Origin of the sequence: Streptomyces sp. NBC_00557, assembly GCF_036345995.1 — a bacterium.
Classification (GTDB): Bacteria; Actinomycetota; Actinomycetes; order Streptomycetales; family Streptomycetaceae; genus Streptomyces.
This window is the reverse complement of the sequence record NZ_CP107796.1, coordinates 4,244,050-4,260,744: the sequence shown is the minus strand read 5'-3', so window position 1 is coordinate 4,260,744 and position 16,695 is coordinate 4,244,050. Positions and strand designations below refer to the sequence as shown.

General features: G+C 72.8%; 14 protein-coding genes, 1 tRNA gene and 1 other RNA gene. 1 reads left to right on the top strand and 15 read right to left on the bottom strand.

All coding sequences use genetic code 11. From position 1 onward, the window contains the following. Positions 1-372 precede the first annotated feature (372 nt). The 4 genes from OG956_RS18275 to ffs form a co-directional block, all read right to left on the bottom strand. Positions 373-2,403, bottom strand: coding sequence for a hypothetical protein (locus tag OG956_RS18275; protein WP_330339040.1), 2,031 nt, complete (start codon positions 2,401-2,403; stop codon positions 373-375). 358 nt (positions 2,404-2,761) lie between these two features. Further along, positions 2,762-4,039: a phosphoribosylamine--glycine ligase gene (gene purD / locus OG956_RS18270; RefSeq protein WP_330339039.1), complete on the bottom strand. Its 1,278-nt coding sequence runs from the start codon at positions 4,037-4,039 to the stop codon at positions 2,762-2,764. A gap of 270 nt (positions 4,040-4,309) precedes the next feature. Beyond that, entirely contained in the window at positions 4,310-6,793 is a 2,484-nt protein-coding gene (locus tag OG956_RS18265; RefSeq protein ID WP_330339038.1) for a DNA polymerase III subunit gamma and tau, read from the bottom strand. A 54-nt stretch (positions 6,794-6,847) separates the two neighbouring features. Further along, positions 6,848-6,946: signal recognition particle sRNA small type (ffs, locus tag OG956_RS18260), an RNA gene on the bottom strand. Positions 6,947-7,042: 96 nt separating this feature from the next. Between ffs and OG956_RS18255 the strand changes: the two genes are divergently transcribed. Beyond that, positions 7,043-7,127, top strand: a tRNA-Ser gene (locus OG956_RS18255). Positions 7,128-7,192: 65 nt separating this feature from the next. Here the strand turns inward: OG956_RS18255 and OG956_RS18250 are convergent. The 11 genes from OG956_RS18250 to OG956_RS18200 all read right to left on the bottom strand — a co-directional run bounded on the left by OG956_RS18250 (position 7,193) and on the right by OG956_RS18200 (position 16,694). Continuing rightward, the gene (locus tag OG956_RS18250) at positions 7,193-8,473 is read right to left on the bottom strand and encodes a tyrosine-type recombinase/integrase (protein WP_330339037.1); all 1,281 of its coding nucleotides are present in this window, start codon (positions 8,471-8,473) and stop codon (positions 7,193-7,195) included. An 84-nt stretch (positions 8,474-8,557) separates the two neighbouring features. Next, complete coding sequence (locus OG956_RS18245; protein WP_030180517.1) at positions 8,558-8,776, bottom strand: helix-turn-helix domain-containing protein; 219 nt, start codon at positions 8,774-8,776, stop codon at positions 8,558-8,560. Positions 8,777-8,952: 176 nt separating this feature from the next. Further along, positions 8,953-10,209, bottom strand: coding sequence for a DUF3631 domain-containing protein (locus tag OG956_RS18240; RefSeq protein ID WP_330339036.1), 1,257 nt, complete (start codon positions 10,207-10,209; stop codon positions 8,953-8,955). After that, complete coding sequence (locus tag OG956_RS18235) at positions 10,206-10,622, bottom strand: hypothetical protein (RefSeq protein ID WP_330339035.1); 417 nt, start codon at positions 10,620-10,622, stop codon at positions 10,206-10,208. The genes OG956_RS18240 and OG956_RS18235 overlap by 4 nt, the downstream gene beginning before the upstream one ends. Beyond that, on the bottom strand, positions 10,619-11,542 hold the full coding sequence (locus OG956_RS18230) for a bifunctional DNA primase/polymerase (RefSeq protein ID WP_330339034.1): 924 nt from the start codon (positions 11,540-11,542) through the stop codon (positions 10,619-10,621). The genes OG956_RS18235 and OG956_RS18230 overlap by 4 nt, the downstream gene beginning before the upstream one ends. Before the next feature lie 90 nt (positions 11,543-11,632). Continuing rightward, positions 11,633-12,892 carry a DNA cytosine methyltransferase gene (locus tag OG956_RS18225; protein ID WP_330339033.1) on the bottom strand — a complete coding sequence of 420 codons (1,260 nt, stop codon included), beginning with the start codon at positions 12,890-12,892 and terminating at the stop codon, positions 11,633-11,635. A gap of 91 nt (positions 12,893-12,983) precedes the next feature. Further along, positions 12,984-13,451 (bottom strand): single-stranded DNA-binding protein, encoded by a 468-nt coding sequence (ssb, locus tag OG956_RS18220; protein WP_330339032.1) that lies wholly within the window; start codon positions 13,449-13,451, stop codon positions 12,984-12,986. Positions 13,452-13,455: 4 nt separating this feature from the next. Next, positions 13,456-13,626, bottom strand: coding sequence for a hypothetical protein (locus OG956_RS18215; protein WP_330339031.1), 171 nt, complete (start codon positions 13,624-13,626; stop codon positions 13,456-13,458). 19 nt (positions 13,627-13,645) lie between these two features. After that, positions 13,646-14,146: a hypothetical protein gene (locus tag OG956_RS18210; protein ID WP_330339030.1), complete on the bottom strand. Its 501-nt coding sequence runs from the start codon at positions 14,144-14,146 to the stop codon at positions 13,646-13,648. A gap of 18 nt (positions 14,147-14,164) precedes the next feature. Further along, entirely contained in the window at positions 14,165-14,356 is a 192-nt protein-coding gene (locus tag OG956_RS18205; protein ID WP_330339029.1) for a hypothetical protein, read from the bottom strand. A gap of 223 nt (positions 14,357-14,579) precedes the next feature. After that, positions 14,580-16,694, bottom strand: a complete 2,115-nt coding sequence (locus OG956_RS18200) for a hypothetical protein (RefSeq protein WP_330339028.1) — start codon at positions 16,692-16,694, stop codon at positions 14,580-14,582. Position 16,695 lies beyond the last annotated feature (1 nt).

The window sequence follows — 16,695 nt, the reverse complement described above, 5'->3', positions numbered from 1 at the left end:
TGTCTCGGTGGTGGTCGCCGTGCTCGCCGTGCTCGGTGGTGCGCACATTGCTCGGACGTGCTGTCGTATGTCGCTCGCTCTTGCCAAGTGCGTGGTCGCTCCCAGCACATCACATAACGCACGGGCTCGGTCACTAGTCGTTGCGAATTGACCTGAAGTGGAAGACGGGGATCCCCTTCTACGGTGCTCGCGTGAGTGCGGGAGGCCTGTCGCGTCGGCCGGTTTCGAGCACCTCCGGGGTGCCTCCGCCTCCTCGACATCCTCGGAGTCTCAGAGCTCCGGGGACTCAGGTCTTGGGGCCTCGCGGGGCCTCCAGGGGCTCCATGGGCCCAGGGGCCTCAGGGCCTTCAGGGGCTCCGGGGGCTCCGGGCTTCAGACGAGCCGTACGGGCTTCTCGGGGCGTATTCCGGACGCGGCCAGCCAGTCGCGCAGCGGGCCCGGATCTCCCTCCTCGATCAGGCTGAGCACCTTGGGCGTGAGGTCGGCGGCCCGCTCGCCGCCGACCAGCAGGGAGGGGCCGTCCAGCCAGTCCAGCGCGGGGACCGCGCCGGCGGTGTCGACGGCCGCGCAGCACACCATCGCGGTGACGTGCTCGGTGAGCAACTCGCGTGCGGTGCGCGGGGGTTGCAGCGGGAAGAGCGGCAGGCCGCCGTCGTCCCACAGGGCGCGCTCGGTGCTCTGGCCGGCGGCGGCCGCACCGCTTCCGGCCACGCCGGCCTCCTCCCGGGCCAGCTCGGCGGTCAGCCCGGCGGCGAGGGTGGCGCTGCGCTCGGTACCGGTGGGTTCGTCGGCCACCGGGTCCGCTTCGGCCTCTGGGGGTGCCTCGGGGAGTCCGGCGCAGGTGGCGTCGGGCTCACGGTCGCCGGGTGCCTGCGCGGGTCCGGTGGGGGCGGAGTCCGGCTCGAGGTCGCCGGGTGCCCGCCGGGGTTCCGCGTGGGCGGAGTCCGGCTCGAGGTCGCCGGGTGCGTGCGGCAGTCCGGCGTGGGCGGCGTCCGGCAGGGGGTCGCCCGGTGCCTGCCGGAGGTCCGCGTGGGCGGCGTGCTGGGGACGAGACTGCGCGGGGCTCGTCCGGGGGGCGTGCGGGGTGGGGGCCGGGGGGTTCGGTATCGCCGTGTCCTTGGCCGGCTCGGTCAGGTGGTCCAGGACGCGGGCCAGGGTGGGGCCGCCGGGGTCGGGGGCGGTGGGGTCGAAGGAGGGACGGACGCCGAGGGAGTCCAGGACGCGGTGCAGGCGGGCCGCGTTCGCACGCCACGTGCGGTCCACGACCTCCTCCGGATACGTCTGCCAGTCCACCGGCGCCCAGTCGGGGCCGGGCTCCGCCGGGCCGCCGTGGAAGAGGCGGGCGGCCAGCAGGGACGCGGCTTCGTCCACCACGCCCGGCTCCTCCAGCAGGTCGCACGCGGGACGTTCGCCGAGCCGGGAGGTGAAGCCCTCGGCCAGGCGGTCGCGCCGGGACAGCTCGGTGAGCGCCGCCACCACGCCCGCGTCCAGCCCTGACGGCCAGCGGCCCATCCGCCAGGCGGGCAGCGCCACCCGGGTCAGCAGCCGGTCCCAGCCGGCGTAGGCCAGGCCGACCTGCTCCTGGGCGACGATCCGCAGGCCGTAGTCGACGGCCTGGGCGCGCTCGGCCGCCGCCGCGGCGACCCCCCGCTCCATCTGCGCCGCGTGCTCCCGGCAGCCGCGCAGCAGCAGCCGGGCCACCCACCCGAGGGCCGCGCAGAGGCCGCGGGTCAGCGGGCAGCGGCCCGGCGTCGCGGCGACCGCGACCGCCGCGTCCAGACCGCGCACGAAGCGCCGGGCGGCCGCTATGTCGGGGTGCGCCGACGGGCCCGTACCGGCGATGACCGGGGCGAGGACCGCGCGCAGCTCGCCGACCCGCATCCACCACAGGAACGGGGAGCCGATGACCAGCACGGGGGCGGCCGGGGCCCGGCGGCGGCCCGGGCCCACCGCCTCGTCCTCGTCGGACGCGGGGCGCGTGGGCGGGCCGTGAGCCGAGTGCGTACGGTCCTCCAGCCAGCTGTCGCAGTCCGGGGTGAGCGCTATGGCCGAGGGGGCCGGCACGTCCAGCCGGTCGGCCAGGTCGCGCACCATCCGGTACAGGTCCGGGGCGGACTCCTCCGGGATCGGCACCGTCGGGCTGACGGCGGGGCGGGCCCGGGCCACGACCAGGGCGAAACCGGCGGCGGCCAGCAGCACCAGCACGGCGAGGACGCTCACGACCAGGCGGGCCGTGTCCCAGCCCCGGCCGACGAGGCGGCCGGTGGCTCCGCCCGCCAGCAGGATCACCGCGACGGCTGCGGGCAGCACGGCCACGGCCAGCGCCCGGCCACGGACCCGCAGGACGGCCAGGGCCCTGGAACGCGCGGCCTGCGCGCCCATCTCCGCACCGATTCCGGTCACGACCGGCCCTCACCCCCTCGCTGCCGATGCCGTGCTCTCCTGGTGATGCTCACTCCCCCACTGTGGCACCCGCCACTGACATCGCAATGCCGGTGGGCCAAGTGCCGGAAAGCTTGCGCGGCACCCTAGTTGGGGCCCCGGCCCCCGTCATCCGTATGGGCGACCGCTCACTCGATGGAATGGCTTTGGTCAGAGGTGCGTGACAGAAAGCAAAGATCAGGCCCCGGATCGGGGATCCGGGGCCTGGGTACGGCTGTCGCGCGGACAACCGGCGCGGCAAGCGCAGGTCAGACGGCCAGGCGCCTGCCCGCGGCACGCGCCGGTCAGGTCGTCGGCGCCTGGTCGCGGCACGCGCGGGTCAGGCCGTCCGCGCCTGGTCCGCCTGGGCGGCCTGGGCCGCCTTCGCGGCGATGTCGGTGCGGTGCTGGGAGCCGTCCAGACGGATCCGGCCCACCGCCCGGTACGCCCGCTCGCGGGCCTCGGTCAGGTCCGCGCCGGTGGCGGTGACGGACAGCACGCGGCCGCCCGCGCTGACGACGCGGTCGCCGTCCCGCTTGGTGCCGGCGTGCAGCACGTACGCGTGCGGGGCGTCCTCGGCGGCCACTTCGTCCAGGCCGGTGATCGGGTCGCCGGTGCGGGGGGTGCCGGGGTAGTTGTGCGAGGCGACGACGACCGTGACGGCCGCGTCCTCGCTCCAGCGCAGCGGCTCCAGGTCGGCGAGGTGGCCGGTGGCGGCGGCCATCAGCAGGCCGGCCAGCGGGGTCTTCAGCCGGGCCAGCACGACCTGGGTCTCCGGGTCGCCGAAGCGGGCGTTGAACTCGATCACCCGGACACCGCGGCTGGTGATGGCCAGGCCCGCGTAGAGCAGACCGGAGAAGGGGGTGCCGCGGCGGTGCAGTTCGTCGACGGTCGGCTGCAGGACCGTCTGGAGCACCTCGTCGACGAGCTTCGGGTCCGCCCAGGGCAGCGGGGAGTACGCGCCCATGCCGCCGGTGTTCGGGCCCTGGTCGCCGTCGAGGGCGCGCTTGAAGTCCTGGGCGGGCTGGAGCGGCACGACCGTCTCGCCGTCGGTGACCGCGAAGAGGGACACCTCGGGGCCGTCGAGGAACTCCTCGATGACGACCCGGTCGCATGCGGCGGCGTGCGCCTTGGCGGCGTCCAGGTCGTCGGTGACGACTACGCCCTTGCCGGCGGCGAGGCCGTCGTCCTTGACGACGTAGGGGGCGCCGAAGGCGTCGAGGGCCTCGGCGACCTCTTCGGCGGTGGTGCAGACGTACGACCGCGCGGTCGGCACTCCGGCCGCCGCCATGACGTCCTTGGCGAAGGCCTTGGAGCCCTCCAGCTGCGCGGCCTCCTTCGAGGGGCCGAACACCGGGATGCCCGCCGCGCGCACGGCGTCGGCCACGCCGGCGACCAGCGGGGCCTCCGGGCCGACGACGACCAGGTCGGCGCCGAGGCCTGCGGCCAGCTCGGCGACCGCCTTGCCGTCGAGCGCGTCGACGGGGTGCAGCTCGGCCACCTCCGCGATGCCGGCGTTGCCGGGGGCGCAGTGCAGCGCGGTGACGTCGGGGTCGAGGGACAGGGAGCGGCACAGGGCGTGTTCGCGGGCGCCGCCGCCGATGACGAGGACCTTCACGGGGTCAGCCTAATGGCAAGGTTGCCGAAGGCCGGGGGCCGGGTTTGTTGGGCTTTCCTCCAAAGCGGCCCGGTGCCCGACCGCCCGTCGGCGTACCCGCCCGCTCGACTCGGCCGGCTGAAGGGGTGCCGTCCGGGGTGGGCAGGGCGGGGGTGACACGGGAAGGCAGGCTCGATCGACGCGAGCGTGCGCGGCTCGGAGCTGGACCCCGCCGAGTGACAGGGTGCTGTACGGCGGGCCTTGACGGCCGTCGACCGATCGGCTGCTCGTTTACTCGTTCGAGAACTCCTCCACCACCGTCGCCCCCAGCTCGCGGACGATCAGTTCGTGGCCGGAGAGGGCCGACTCGTCCAGGTCGGGGTCGTCGTCCTCGGGGATGTCGTCCTCGGGGGCGACCGGCGGGGGTTCGGGGGCGGGGGCCGGTGCCGGAGGGGCGCTCGGGGGGCCGGGCTGCGGGGGCGTGGGCGCCTGCGGTGCCGGCTGGGGAGCGGCCTGGCGGGGTGCGGCCGGGGCGCCGTAGCCCCCGGGGCCTCCGGCGGGCGCGCCGCCGTAGCCGCCTCCGCCGCCGGAGCCCGGGCCGCCCGTGGCCGGAGGTGCGGAACCGCCGCCGGACGGGTCGACGATCGCCTCGATCTTCCACTGCACGTTGAACTGTTCCGCCAGCGCCGCCCGCAGCACGTCCTCGCTGCCGCTGCCGGCGAAGTTGTCACGCGCGCCGGCGTTCACGAAGCCGAGCTGGAGGGTGGCGCCGTCGAATCCGGCCACCTGGGCGTTCTGGCTGAGCAGGATCCAGGTGAAGCGGCGGCGGTTCTTGACGGCCTCCAGGATGTTCGGCCACAGCACGCGGGGGTCGAGGCCACCGGCGGGGGCTGCGGCGGGCGCGGCCGGGGATGCCGGGCCGGCACTGGGCGCCGAGGGCTGCTGGGGGGTTGCCTGGGCGCGGCCCGGTGCCTGGCCCTGCGGCGCGCCGCCCGCGGGTGCCGCGGCCGTGGGCCAGCCACCGGGGCGCCGGCCGCTTCCGGCGGCAGCCGGCGTCGGCCACGCGCCCGGAGCGGGAGCACCGCCGGTCGCCGCCGATGCCGGTGCCTGGGCGCCGGAGGCGGGGGCAGCGGCCGCGGGGCTGGACGGGGCGGCCGCCGTCGACGACTGGGCCGGAGCCGGCACCGGCGCCGCGGGACCCGTGGGCACGGGACCGGCCGGAGCCGGACCACCGGCACCCGGACCACCGACAGCAGGGCCACCGACACCCGGACCACCGGCAGCAGGACCTCCGCCACCCGGACCAGCCACGCCAGGACCGCCCATGCCGGGACCACCGGCGCCAGGACTGCCCGCCCCGGGGCCCCCGGCGCCGAAACCACCCGCACCCCGACCGCCGGCAGCAGGACCACCCGCACCCGGACCACCGGCGCCAGGACCACCGGCGCCGGGTCCCGCGCCTCCGGGACCGCCCCCGGGTCCGCCGGCCGCTCGTACTGCCGCGCGGGCCGCCGCGGGGCCGGTGCCGGGGGGTACGGAGGGCATGCCGGTGCCGCCGTGGGCGTCCGGGCCGGGGACGTAGCCCATGGCGGGCGCGCCGGTGCCGGACGAGAAGTGGACGCCGCGTTCGAGGCGGTCGAGGCGGGCCATCACCGAGCGCTCGTCGCCGTAGGCGGCGGGGAGCAGCACGCGGGCGCAGATCAGCTCCAGCTGGAGGCGGGGCGAGGTGGCGCCGCGCATCTCGGTCAGGCCCGCGTTGACGAGGTCGGCGGCGCGGCTCAGCTCGGCGGCGCCGAACGTGGATGCCTGGGCCTGCATGCGCTCCAGGACGTCGGCCGGTGCGTCCAGCAGCCCCTTCTCCGCGGCGTCCGGCACGGCGGCGAGGATCACGAGGTCGCGGAGCCGCTCGAGCAGGTCGGCGACGAAGCGGCGCGGGTCGTTGCCGCCTTCGATGACACGGTCGACGACCTCGAAGGCGGCGGCGCCGTCACCGGTGGCGAAGGCCTCGACGACGGAGTCGAGGAGGGAGCCGTCGGTGTAGCCGAGGAGGGAGGTGGCCATGGCATACGTCACACCTTCCTCACCGGCGCCGGCGAGGAGCTGGTCCATGACGGACATGGAGTCACGCACGGACCCGGCGCCCGCGCGCACGACCAGCGGCAGGACGCCGTCCTCGACCGGGATGTTCTCCTTCTGGCACACCTCGGCGAGGTAGTCCCGCAGGGTGCCCGGCGGGACGAGCCGGAAGGGGTAGTGATGCGTACGCGACCGGATCGTGCCGATGACCTTCTCGGGCTCGGTGGTCGCGAAGATGAACTTCAGATGCTCCGGCGGCTCCTCGACGACCTTCAGCAGCGCGTTGAAGCCGGCCGACGTGACCATGTGGGCCTCGTCGATGATGTAGATCTTGTACCGGCTGCTCGCGGGGCCGAAGAACGCCTTCTCGCGCAGCTCACGGGCGTCGTCCACACCACCGTGAGAGGCCGCGTCGATCTCGATGACGTCGATCGAGCCGGGTCCGTTGCGCGCGAGGTCGCGGCAGGACTGGCACTCGCCGCAGGGGGTCGGGGTGGGACCCTTCTCACAGTTCAGGCAGCGGGCGAGGATCCGAGCGCTGGTCGTCTTGCCGCAGCCGCGCGGCCCGCTGAACAGGTACGCGTGATTGACCCGGTTGTTCCGCAGCGCCTGCTGCAGCGGGTCGGTGACATGCTCCTGCCCGATGACCTCGGCAAAGGTCTCCGGGCGATAGCGGCGGTACAGCGCGAGAGACGACACGCATACGAGGTTATAGGCGGCCACTGACAACCGGTCCCGGCCACCGGCCCCGGGAACGCGAGCGCCCCCCACGCACCCGCCAGAGCCAACCTACCCTTGCTGCCTTCCGGCCCTGGGGGAGTTCAGTCAGATAGCGCCGCGTGAGGGGCTGCGCCCAGAGTACCCGATCGCGGCCTGCGGACCGCAATCGACGGGGGCCTGCGGGAACGGGTTCGCAAGCACTCCCCTCGGTCATGTAATGTTTCCGGCGGAGGATTCGCCTAGAGGCCTAGGGCGCACGCTTGGAAAGCGTGTTGGGGGCAACCCCTCACGAGTTCGAATCTCGTATCCTCCGCAGCCGCCTGAACAGGCGAAACGAAGCGGCCCCGCTGATCACAGCGGGGCCGCTTCGTTGTTCACTCAGCCGTCGTTGTCCTGGTTTTTGTCCACAGACGGTGTTTCCGGTGCTCCCCAGATGGCGCGCTCGATTTTCCGGGCCGCCTCCTTCAGCATGGGGTCGGTCACATGCAGGTACCGCGCCCGCATCCTGGCGGCGCCTCCCGGCTCCCATCCCATGATCTGGTCGATCACCCGGTCCGGGACCCCGAGCAGCATCAGGACCGTGCCGGCCGTGTGGCGGGCGTCGTGCAGTCGACCGTCACGGACCCCGGCGTCCTCCAGCAGTTTCTTCCAGTCGTGATAGTCCGTGTTCGGGCTGAGCGGACCACCCAGCCGCTTGGTGAACACGTACTCCGACTCCACCCACAGGTTTCCGGCAGTCTCGCGCTCTCGCTCCTGTGCTTCCTTGTGAGCGCGGAGCATCACGACCAACGGGCCAGGGAGAGGCACCGCGCGGCGCCCGGCGCGGGACTTGGTGTTCTTGGTCTCGCGCCGTACCTGCACCCGGTCCGGGCAGTAGCCGGCCTTCCGGCCGCAGGGGGTCGCGTCGCCGCAACCGTGCTCGTACTTCGGCCGCAGCCGGTTTCGGCGCAGCTTCAGGTACTCGTTGTCCAGGTCGACGTCAGACCATCGCAGCCCAAGCGTCTCCCCCTGCCGCAGTCCGAGAGCCAGGGCGAGCATCCAGCGGGCGCTGTTCCGGCGCTTGTTGACTTCGAGCAGCAGGCTTTGCACCTCGTCCACCGAGTAGGGCTCAACCTCGGTTTCGTCCTCCTCCATGCGCGGCGGCTTTGCCAGGGCGGCAGCGTTCTTGGCTGCGTAGCCGCGCCGTACCGCCTCCCCCAGGGCGGTGCGGGCCGTCCTGTGGGCCTGGTGAGCAGTGCCCGGCTTGCTGCCGGAGTTCTGCATCCGGCGGTACAGGCTCTCCAGATGCTCCGGTTCCAGGCGGTCAAGTCGGTGCTTGCCGATGCCGGGAACCAGGTGCACCCGTACGGCCACCTCGTAGCCGGCGTACGTGTTCTCGCTGATGACGGGCCGGGCGATGTTCTCCACCCAGTGCTCAAGCCACTTTGCGACGGTCCACGGCTTGCCGGGCTGCCGCGCCGAACCCTCGTCGCGCTGCTTCTCCAGCTTGCGAACCTCGTCGACCAACTCTTTGCGCGTCGGGCGCGTCAGGTGTCGGCGGTACGGCGTGCCGTCGTCTTTGTAGCCCATCGGCACTCGCGCGTGCCAACGGCCGTCCTTCCCGAAGTAGATGGCGGATTCGCCGTTGGCGCGGCGGGTGCGCTTCTTCTCTTCTGCCACAGGCAGACTCCTGCTTTCTCCCTGTCGGGGCGGAAACCGAGACGGCGGGCAGTCCCAGAGGACTGCCCGCCGTCTCGAACGTCGTCAAGCGGCTCGTCGGGCCGCGCGTCGGCGAGCGAGGTACGCGGCCGGCGCGTCAGCGGGGACGCGGCGCAGGCGGCCGATGTCGATGGACTCCAGCTCTCCGGAGCGAATGAGCGCGTAGCACGTGGTCCGGCCGATGCGGAGTCGGCGGGCGGCCTCTTCGACGGTCAGAAGGACAAGGGTGTGGTCGATGGAGTCGGCGAGTTGGGCCGTGTCCATGCGGCGGATCTCCTTCGTCTCGCGACGGTGAGGGCGGCGGGCCCTTGCTGGGAATCCGCAACATCCGCCACGCCGCAACATTGCAGGTCAGCGGCTTGGATTTGTGGCGGATGGCGGTTGTGTTGCGGATAGGTGCCGCCGCGCGGTGGCGCGGCGGCACCGTGGGAGCGGGGGTGTCAGCCGACGGCGCGCAGCGGGCGTGTGCCGGTTTCCGCGAGCATGTGGCGGCTTCCGTCGGGGTCTTCCGCCACGGATTCACCCCCGTTGACCTGCGGTGTTGCGGCTGTTGCGGCTGTTGCGGACTTCTCGGGGGGCGGGGGGCAGTAGCGTGCCCAGGCGTCGGTCAGATCCTCGGCGTAGTAGCCCTTGGGGGTTCCGCTGCCGACCCGGATGCCGCGGGGCCGGATGGGGGTGTTGTCGGGGCGGACGTACTGGCTGAGCAGCTTGGACAGCCCACGTGCGGTGAGGGGCTTGCCGTCGTCGTTCAGGTCGGCCCAGGGGGCGTCATCGAGTCCGTGGAGGACTTCGAGGATGGCTGCGGTGGGCATGCGGTCGGCGCCGCAGAACACCTTGTCGCGCAGGTCGGTCAGCAGGCGGACCCCGAGTGAGGCTTCGTTCCCCTCGCCCGCTGCCTTGATGAGTTCGACGCAGGCGGCGCGGGCGCGCTCGGGCCAGTGGCCACCGGCCGCGTCGGCGACGGCGAGCAGGGGTTCCCACACGTCGGCGGGCCGGTCGGAGACGCCCTCGGGCATCTCGGGCCAGGCTTCGGCGACCTGGTCGTGCACGGTGGTGGCCCACTCGGCGAGCCGGTCACGCAGGGCGTGGCCCTGCTTCTCGTGGACGCGCCGGCGGTACGGTTCGGCCTTCTCGTTGGGGGCCTTCTTGCGCATCCGGATGATGACCGAGCGGGTCAGGATCGTGTCCGGCAGAGAGCCGAGTCCGGCCATGGCGACGGCGCAGAACGAGGAGAACCACTCGGTGGACTGGTTCGAGCCGTCCCCGACGCAGCGCAGGGACTTCGCCCCGCGCCGGTAGCCGGAGTTCAGGAACCCGCGGACCTCTTCGTTGCCCCCGGCCTTGGGCCCGAACACGGTGTCGATCTCATCGAAAAGCAGCGTCGGGGTTCCCCCGTCGGCCTCCACCAGCCGGAACAGGGCGTTGGCGGAGGCGTTGACCGTGGTGACCGCACGGGGGGTGAGCGTCTCCACGATCTCCAGCGCGCGAGACTTGCCCGACCCTGGCTCGGGCGAGAGGAACGCGAGGCGGGCGGTGCCGTCGAAGGCGTCGATCAGGTGCGCGTGCGCGTCCCACAGCGTCACGGCCACGTACGCGGACTCGGTGGGGAAGATGTTGAAGCGGCGGTGGAACGCTTCGACCTCATCGAGCAGGGCGGCGCCGTCGATGGATGGGGCGGAGGCGTTGGTGTTGGTCATGCGGCGTTCCTCCTTTCGTGGTGCTGGGCGGGCGTGCCGGTGCAGAAGTGCTTGTGAGCGGCGTAGTCGGCGACCAGGGCGGCCACGTCGTCCCGCCCGCGCGCGGTGTCGGTGTGGCCGCAGGGGCAGGCGTAGGCGGCGGTGGGGGTGTCGCCGTAGCGCTTGGACCAGCGCGCGCCGTCGTAGTGGTGGCGGTAGACGGGCGGGGCGTAGATGCGGATCCCCGGCCGGTCCGGCGTCGGCTCGTCGGCGTCGTGGCGGGCGTGGCCGGTCGGGTGCGGGTCAGAACGAAGAGCTGAAAGGACGGCCTGTCGGCCGTCACTCTTCGTGCCACGGCCCCGGTCGGCGCCGCGACCAGCCGGGCGCGAGCGCTCGGACTTGGGCGGGGTGGGCTTTTCAGGGCGGGGGGTCATGCGGCGTCCCTGGGCCGGCAGGTGCGAATCGACCAGTCAAGGGCGCTGCGGATGGTGGCCCGGCACTCGGCCGGGGCCAGTCCGGCCGCCTCACCGGCCGCCTGAAAAGCCTCCTCCACCACGTCCCGGGCGATCTCGCCCCATGCGACGAACCGCCCCAGGGCGCGGGCGCCCTCCAGCAGCCGGTTGTTCCGGCCGCCCTCCCCGGTGCCCCGAACGGCAGCGGTCTCGCGTTCCAGGGCAACCGTGGCCCGACGGGTGGCCGCACCGGGGACGATGAGCGGCGCCATGGCCACGGGGGCGGGGGCGGGCCGCTGAAGCTCCCGCATCAGCCACGCGGGCAGCTCGGCCACCGGGCACCGGTTGACAGCGTCGTAGACGCCCTGGGGGGTGATGCTGCCCGCCGCTACGACGTTGCCGCCCCATGCGCGGGTGTCGACGTACGGGGCGAGGGTGCGCGCGCTGTTGTGCAGCTCGATGCCGGGCCCCACCGAGAAGTACAGGTGCATGCCGCCGCTGGGCGTCCGCACCGTGTAGGTCGTCGGCCATGACTGTCCGGCGCGCTCGCAGAGCGCCGAAAAGAATGTCGCGCCGCAAGGCGCGTCCGAACTGCCCTTGTACTTTTCCTCCTTGGGCACGTCCAGGTCGATGACCACCAAGCCGGACGGGCCGGTGGCGATGCCGACGTTATAGGGGCCCGTCGTCCAGGCGGCGCGGATGCGGTCGGGGTCGGTGGTGGCGCGCTGCTCCCACTTCACGTGGCCGCTGGCGCACGGGCCACTGTGCGGGCAGGCGTGCTCGCCATGCAGCGCGGGCGCCTTGCCGCCAGGTCGGAGCGGGTGGACGTGCCAGCCGCGACCGGCGGCGGCCAGAGCGGCGGCGAGCAGGTCTGCTCGCCGCGCGTCGGTGCGATGGGTCATGCTGGATGCCTCCAACAGGTCTGTTGTGGACTGGTTGGGCCGGGGCGACCGCGTGTCTTTGGCGAGATCGGGCGGTCGCCCCGGGCGTCTCTAGGCGATATCCAGGGCGAGCTGGGCAGGGGCCGCGAGGGTGGCGAGCAGCGCGCGGTAGGCGTGAACGGCCTGGTGGATGACGACGCCGTTGCCGAGGATCTTGAGCTGGTCCGAGCGCGACAGGCCCAGGTCCGCACCCGTCACCCAGCCGGGATCGGCGCCCATCATCCATTCCACGAACGCCGGGGACAGCCGGCGGTTGCCCTTGGTACCCGGTTCGGTCGGCTCCGGTGCGGGCCGTCCGAGAACGGCTTCCCAGCGGCGGATGGCGGGCCCGTAGTCGGTGCCGTTGGTGGCCACCCACCGGTCATCCAGTCGGACCGCCTGGCCGGGGAGGTAGTAGTTCCCGGCCCGGTCGCGTTGGTTCGGGCCGCCGTGCGGCCCGTCCGACGCCTTCGGCGTGGGCAGCAGGTTGACCACCACTTCGTTCAGCGGCCGGGAGTTCGTCTCCAGCAGGCTGGAGGCGCCGGACTTCCAGTCGCGCGCGGCAGGGGTGGGCAGCAGCGTGACGGCGGTGCGCAGGTTCATGCCGCCCTTGCGCTTCGGAGAGGTGCCGGGGCCACCGGTGCCGTCGGCGGCGGCCGGGGTGGGCAGCAGCGTCATGCGTCCGTCGGGGGCAGCAAGAAGACCACTTCGTCCTCCAGCGTGGGCCCGTGCCCGCCGGCGCGGCGCTTGTCCGGGTGCTGGGGTCCGCCGTTGCGTCCCAACTGCGACGTGGGGGTTTTCAGCAGCGGGATAGGCGACTGCGAACCAGCGGTCCCGGCGGTGGCAGGCGCCGATTTCGGGATCTGAAGCTCGTAGGCACATCCACCGCGCGTCATACCCGCACGCGGCCAGGTCCGCGGCGACGACGTCGAGTCCCCGGCTTCGCAGGGCGGCGACGTTTTCCAGGAAGACGAGTCGGGGTCGAAGGTGGCGAATGGCACAGGCGACGGTTTTCCACAGTCCCGAGCGGTCACCGGCGATCCCTCCCCGAGGTCCGGCGTTGGAGATGTCCTGGCAGGGGAAACCGGCGGTCAGCGCCGCCGGGCGCGGCATCGAGGCGGCCAGTGCGGCCCAGTCGACGGCCTTGATGTCGCCCACGTTGCGGGCGTTGGGCATGCGAGCGGCCAGCAGCCGCGATGCGGCCGGGTCCTTCTCGCCGACCAGGAAAGTGGGCAGGCCGGTGACGGCTTCCACGGCCAGGTCCAGCGCACCGGATCCGGTGCACAGGCTGACGTTGCCGCCCTCCGGCGGCACGGCGGAGTGAAGGGTCATGCTGGATGTGCCTCCAACAGGTCAGTTGTGGACTGGTTGGACCGGGGCGACCGCGTGTCTTTGGCGAGATCGGACGGTCGCCCCGGGCCTTCTAGAACGGCGGTTCGGCGCCTTCCGCCGCGCTGGCGCCGCCGGTGGCAGGGGCGTTGGTCGCGGCCCACGGGTCGTCGCCAGCCTGGCCCTTCTGGGCGGGGCGCTTGCCGTTGATCTGGACGGTGGTGAAGCGGACGGACGCGCCGATGTCGTCGACCTCGACGGCGAGCATCGAGCGCTTCTCGCCGGTATCGGTCGTCCAGTCGTGCTGCCGCATCCGGCCCATGGCGACGACACGCGAGCCCTTGCCCAGGGAATCCGCGACGTGTTCGGCGAGGGTGCGCCAAGCGGCGCAGCGGTAGAACGCGGTGGTGCCGTCCTTCCACTGGTTGCTGTTGCGGTCAAAGCTTCGCGGGGTGACGGCGATCGTGAACTTCGCGAGCGCGGCGCCACCCTCGGTGAACTTCAGCTCGGGGTCGTCGGTCAGGTTGCCGACGAGGGTGATCGGGGTCTCTCCGAACGACATGAGGTCACTCGCTTTCGGGTGTGATGGTGCGGTGGTCGGCCGTGAAGTAGAGACGGGTGCGCTTGCCGTCCCGGGTGGGGTACTGGCGTGCCAGGCCGATGTCGAACGATTCGGCCAAGGTGTGGCCGATGCGGTCGGCGTCGTCCGGCTCGCAGATCACGCGGATCTCGAACACGGTTCCTCTCTTGCTCTGGTCAGCGGTTGAGTTCATTGCGATTGCGGGCGATCAGCCCGTACGCGGGCGCGGTGATGGTGTTGGTCTCCTGCCGGACCGGTCCGGCGTAGTGGTGGTGGGTCTCGGTGTGCGTGGCCTTGAGTGACCGAAGGGCGGCGCCGATGGCGGCGGCGACCGCGGCCACGGCGGCGATCGGGAGGGTGACGAACAGGACGCTGGTCAGGGTCACGGCGGCGAAGCCCTGGCAGGCGAGCCAGATGCCGCAGCCGACACCGACGCAGGTGGCGCCGACGCCGATACCGGCGACCGCAGTACCGGCGGCCCACGCGGGCACGATCCGGCGGTCCGGCTGCGGGACCGGCGGCGTGGGGCCGTAGGCGGGCAGCGGGGTCGTGTCGCGGTAGGCGGTCGGCATCTGCGGCACGGGCCGGTAGGCGTCTTCGATGATCCGGCGGGCCTCGGCTGCGGCTTCCGTGTCGGTCATGCGCGGCTGCCAGGCCGCAGAGTCGTGGTCGGGCATGGTGGGCTCCAGCCGGGTTCAGGTGAGGTGGCGGGCAGCGTCGGCGAGCGCGCGGCATATGGCGCGGACGGGGCCGGCGGCTCCGGTGCCGGCGGTGAAGAAGCCGAACAGGAAGAGCACGAGGGCGCTGAACGGGCCGACGTAGCGGCCCCGCAGCAGAACGAAGGCCAGCACCCCGAAGAGGGCGACGGCGGAGAGGGTCAGGATCACGAGCGGCCTCCCGGGAAACGTGACGGGCAGCGCCCCGGGGCGGGGTGCTGCCCGTGCCTTGTCTTGTCGTGTCGCTTGTCGTGTGGCTTGTCGTGTGGCTTGTCGTCTCGCTTGTCGCTTGTCTTGTCTTGTCGCTTGTCGCCTTGCAGGTCACAAGCCGTTTCCGGGCGTCCAGACCCTCCCCGGGCGGCTTTGTCTTTCGCGGGCGACAGGCGACAAGCGATCAGCTCTCGTCGGGCTGTTCGGGGGCGTGCTTGCGGTGGACGTAGCGGGCTTTGGTGCCCTCTCCGACGCGGACCGCGATGCCGTCCTCCACCCACGCCTTGAGCCAGCCGACGACGGTCTGACGGGTCGTGCCGTACTCGTCGCCGAGCGCGCGGGCGATCGCTGATGCCCCGGTACCCGCCGGGCCAGCGGCGAGAAGCGCGGCGAGCGCGGCCTGTTGTGCGGGGTTGTCCTGCTCGCCCCGCAGCGCCGACAGGTTCAGCCCGCCGGTGGCGGGCGGCGCGTCGTCGGCGGCGGGGGCGTGCGGGTCGGGCGCCGTGGCGAACTGGGCATCGATCTGGGCCCGGAACTGCCGCAGCATCTCGTCTTCCGGCGAGCCCTGCTCGGTCGGCCGCTCGCTGCGCAGGGCGGACAGGTTCAGCCCCTCACAGGACGGCCCGGCGCCCGGGGCGTCATCGGTGGGGGTGTGATCGCGCATCCATGCGGTGCGCTCGGCATCCCAACGGCGGGCGTAGGCAGGCCCGGCCGCCTTGGCAGAGATGTCGTCCAGCACGGGATGCCGGTCGGAGGTGGCGGCGATGATCTCCCGGATCTGGTTCGGCAGGATCCGCCACGCCTTGAACAGCGCGGCCGGGGACTCGGGAGTGCCCATGAACCCGGCGCCCTTGTACGGCGCCTGTTCCACGCGCAGGCCGCGAGAGCCGGGGAACATCTTGGACAGGTCCATGCCCTCGGTCTCGCCGCCGGTCAGGGCGACACGGACCTTGGCCTCCCGCCGGATCATCAGGTTGCCCAGCACGCTGCCGGTTGCCCCGAGGGCAGTGAGCACGGTGCGGATGCCCATGGCGCGGGCAATCCGGATCACTTCCAGGATCTTTTCCGCGAGCTTGCGCATCTGCCGGTCCGGGCTCGCCAGGATCTCCGCACCCTCATCGATCACCAGCATGATCTGCGGAATCTTCGCGCTGATGGGCAGCAGATCGGTGTTGTGACGGGCGAGCAGATCCTGATAGCCCATCTTGCGCTGCTTGGCCACCCGCACGGCGGTGTCCAGCATCGTCATGGCCTCATCGAACGTCCCGGCCAACCAGTCGACCCCGGGCCGCACCGGCTTGCCGCCCTCGGCCTTGATCTCGCCGTTCAGAGCGGGCAGGACCCAGGGCAGGCCGGCCGACCCGGCGTTGAGGTCGATGACCCAGGTCAGCATGTCCTCGGCACGGGCGAACCCGGCCAGGATCAGATGAACCAGGTTCGTCTTACCCGAACCGGTCGGGCCGACAACCAGCGCGCACTGCTCGCGCAGGTAGGCCCGGATCTCTTCTGCGTTGGTGCGGTACCCCCACGGGATGCCGGTGTGTACGGACAGCGGCCCGTACTCGGCCGGGTAGGTCCGCTCCTGCTCCAGCACGTTGACCGTTGTCACGTCGATGATGACGCGGCCCTGGTGGATGCCGGGGGAAGCGGTGGCGGTGCAGCCGTGCGGCAGCCGCGCATCCGCCGACAGACGCGCCGACTCGGCGGCAATCTTGCTCCACGTGGCGCCGCCCGGCGGGAGTTCGGCGTCGATGGAGTACCCGGTGCCGGTCTCCCACTTCTCCACCCCGACGACGCGGACGGTGATGGAGCACACCCGCTGGATGCGGTCGATCCACTCGGCGGCAATCGCCCGGCGTTCGGCGGACAGCTCGGCGGCGATCTGCCGCTGCTCCGCGGCGATCGCCTCTTCCTCGCGGGCCTCCTCGTACAGGGCGACCGAGCGGGCGGCGGCGCCGATGCCGACGCCGATGGTGGCCAGTGATCCGAGGGCTGCCCAGGTCAGGGGGCCGTGGGTCATGGCCCAGGTGGTCCATCCGGCGCCGACGAGCCAGCTGGCGGCGCGGGTGGCCAGGGTGCGGCCGGCATTGCGCAGGCGCAGCCCGACGACGGTGTGTCCGAGTGCGCCGGCCGCGCCGACGGCGAGCGCCCAACCCGGGGGCATGCCGGTCGCGGCGCCGGTGGTGGCGACGGCGAAGGCTCCGGTGGTGGCGGACAGGGCGCCGGTCACGGGTCCGTGACCGGCGCTCCAGTCCAGCACCGGGCCACTCGGCTGCTGCTTGGTGGCGGTGGTGGCCATG

What these genes read in the sequence shown, in the direction of transcription:
- OG956_RS18245 (WP_030180517.1), bottom strand. Translation starts at nt 8,776, where the DNA reads ATGGACACGGCCCAACTCGCCGACTCCATCGACCACACCCTTGTCCTT.
- OG956_RS18240 (WP_330339036.1), bottom strand. Translation starts at nt 10,209, where the DNA reads ATGACCAACACCAACGCCTCCGCCCCATCCATCGACGGCGCCGCCCTG.
- OG956_RS18235 (WP_330339035.1), bottom strand. Translation starts at nt 10,622, where the DNA reads ATGACCCCCCGCCCTGAAAAGCCCACCCCGCCCAAGTCCGAGCGCTCG.
- OG956_RS18230 (WP_330339034.1), bottom strand. Translation starts at nt 11,542, where the DNA reads ATGACCCATCGCACCGACGCGCGGCGAGCAGACCTGCTCGCCGCCGCT.
- OG956_RS18225 (WP_330339033.1), bottom strand. Translation starts at nt 12,892, where the DNA reads ATGACCCTTCACTCCGCCGTGCCGCCGGAGGGCGGCAACGTCAGCCTG.
- ssb (WP_330339032.1), bottom strand. Translation starts at nt 13,451, where the DNA reads ATGTCGTTCGGAGAGACCCCGATCACCCTCGTCGGCAACCTGACCGAC.
- OG956_RS18210 (WP_330339030.1), bottom strand. Translation starts at nt 14,146, where the DNA reads ATGCCCGACCACGACTCTGCGGCCTGGCAGCCGCGCATGACCGACACG.
- OG956_RS18200 (WP_330339028.1), bottom strand. Translation starts at nt 16,694, where the DNA reads ATGGCCACCACCGCCACCAAGCAGCAGCCGAGTGGCCCGGTGCTGGAC.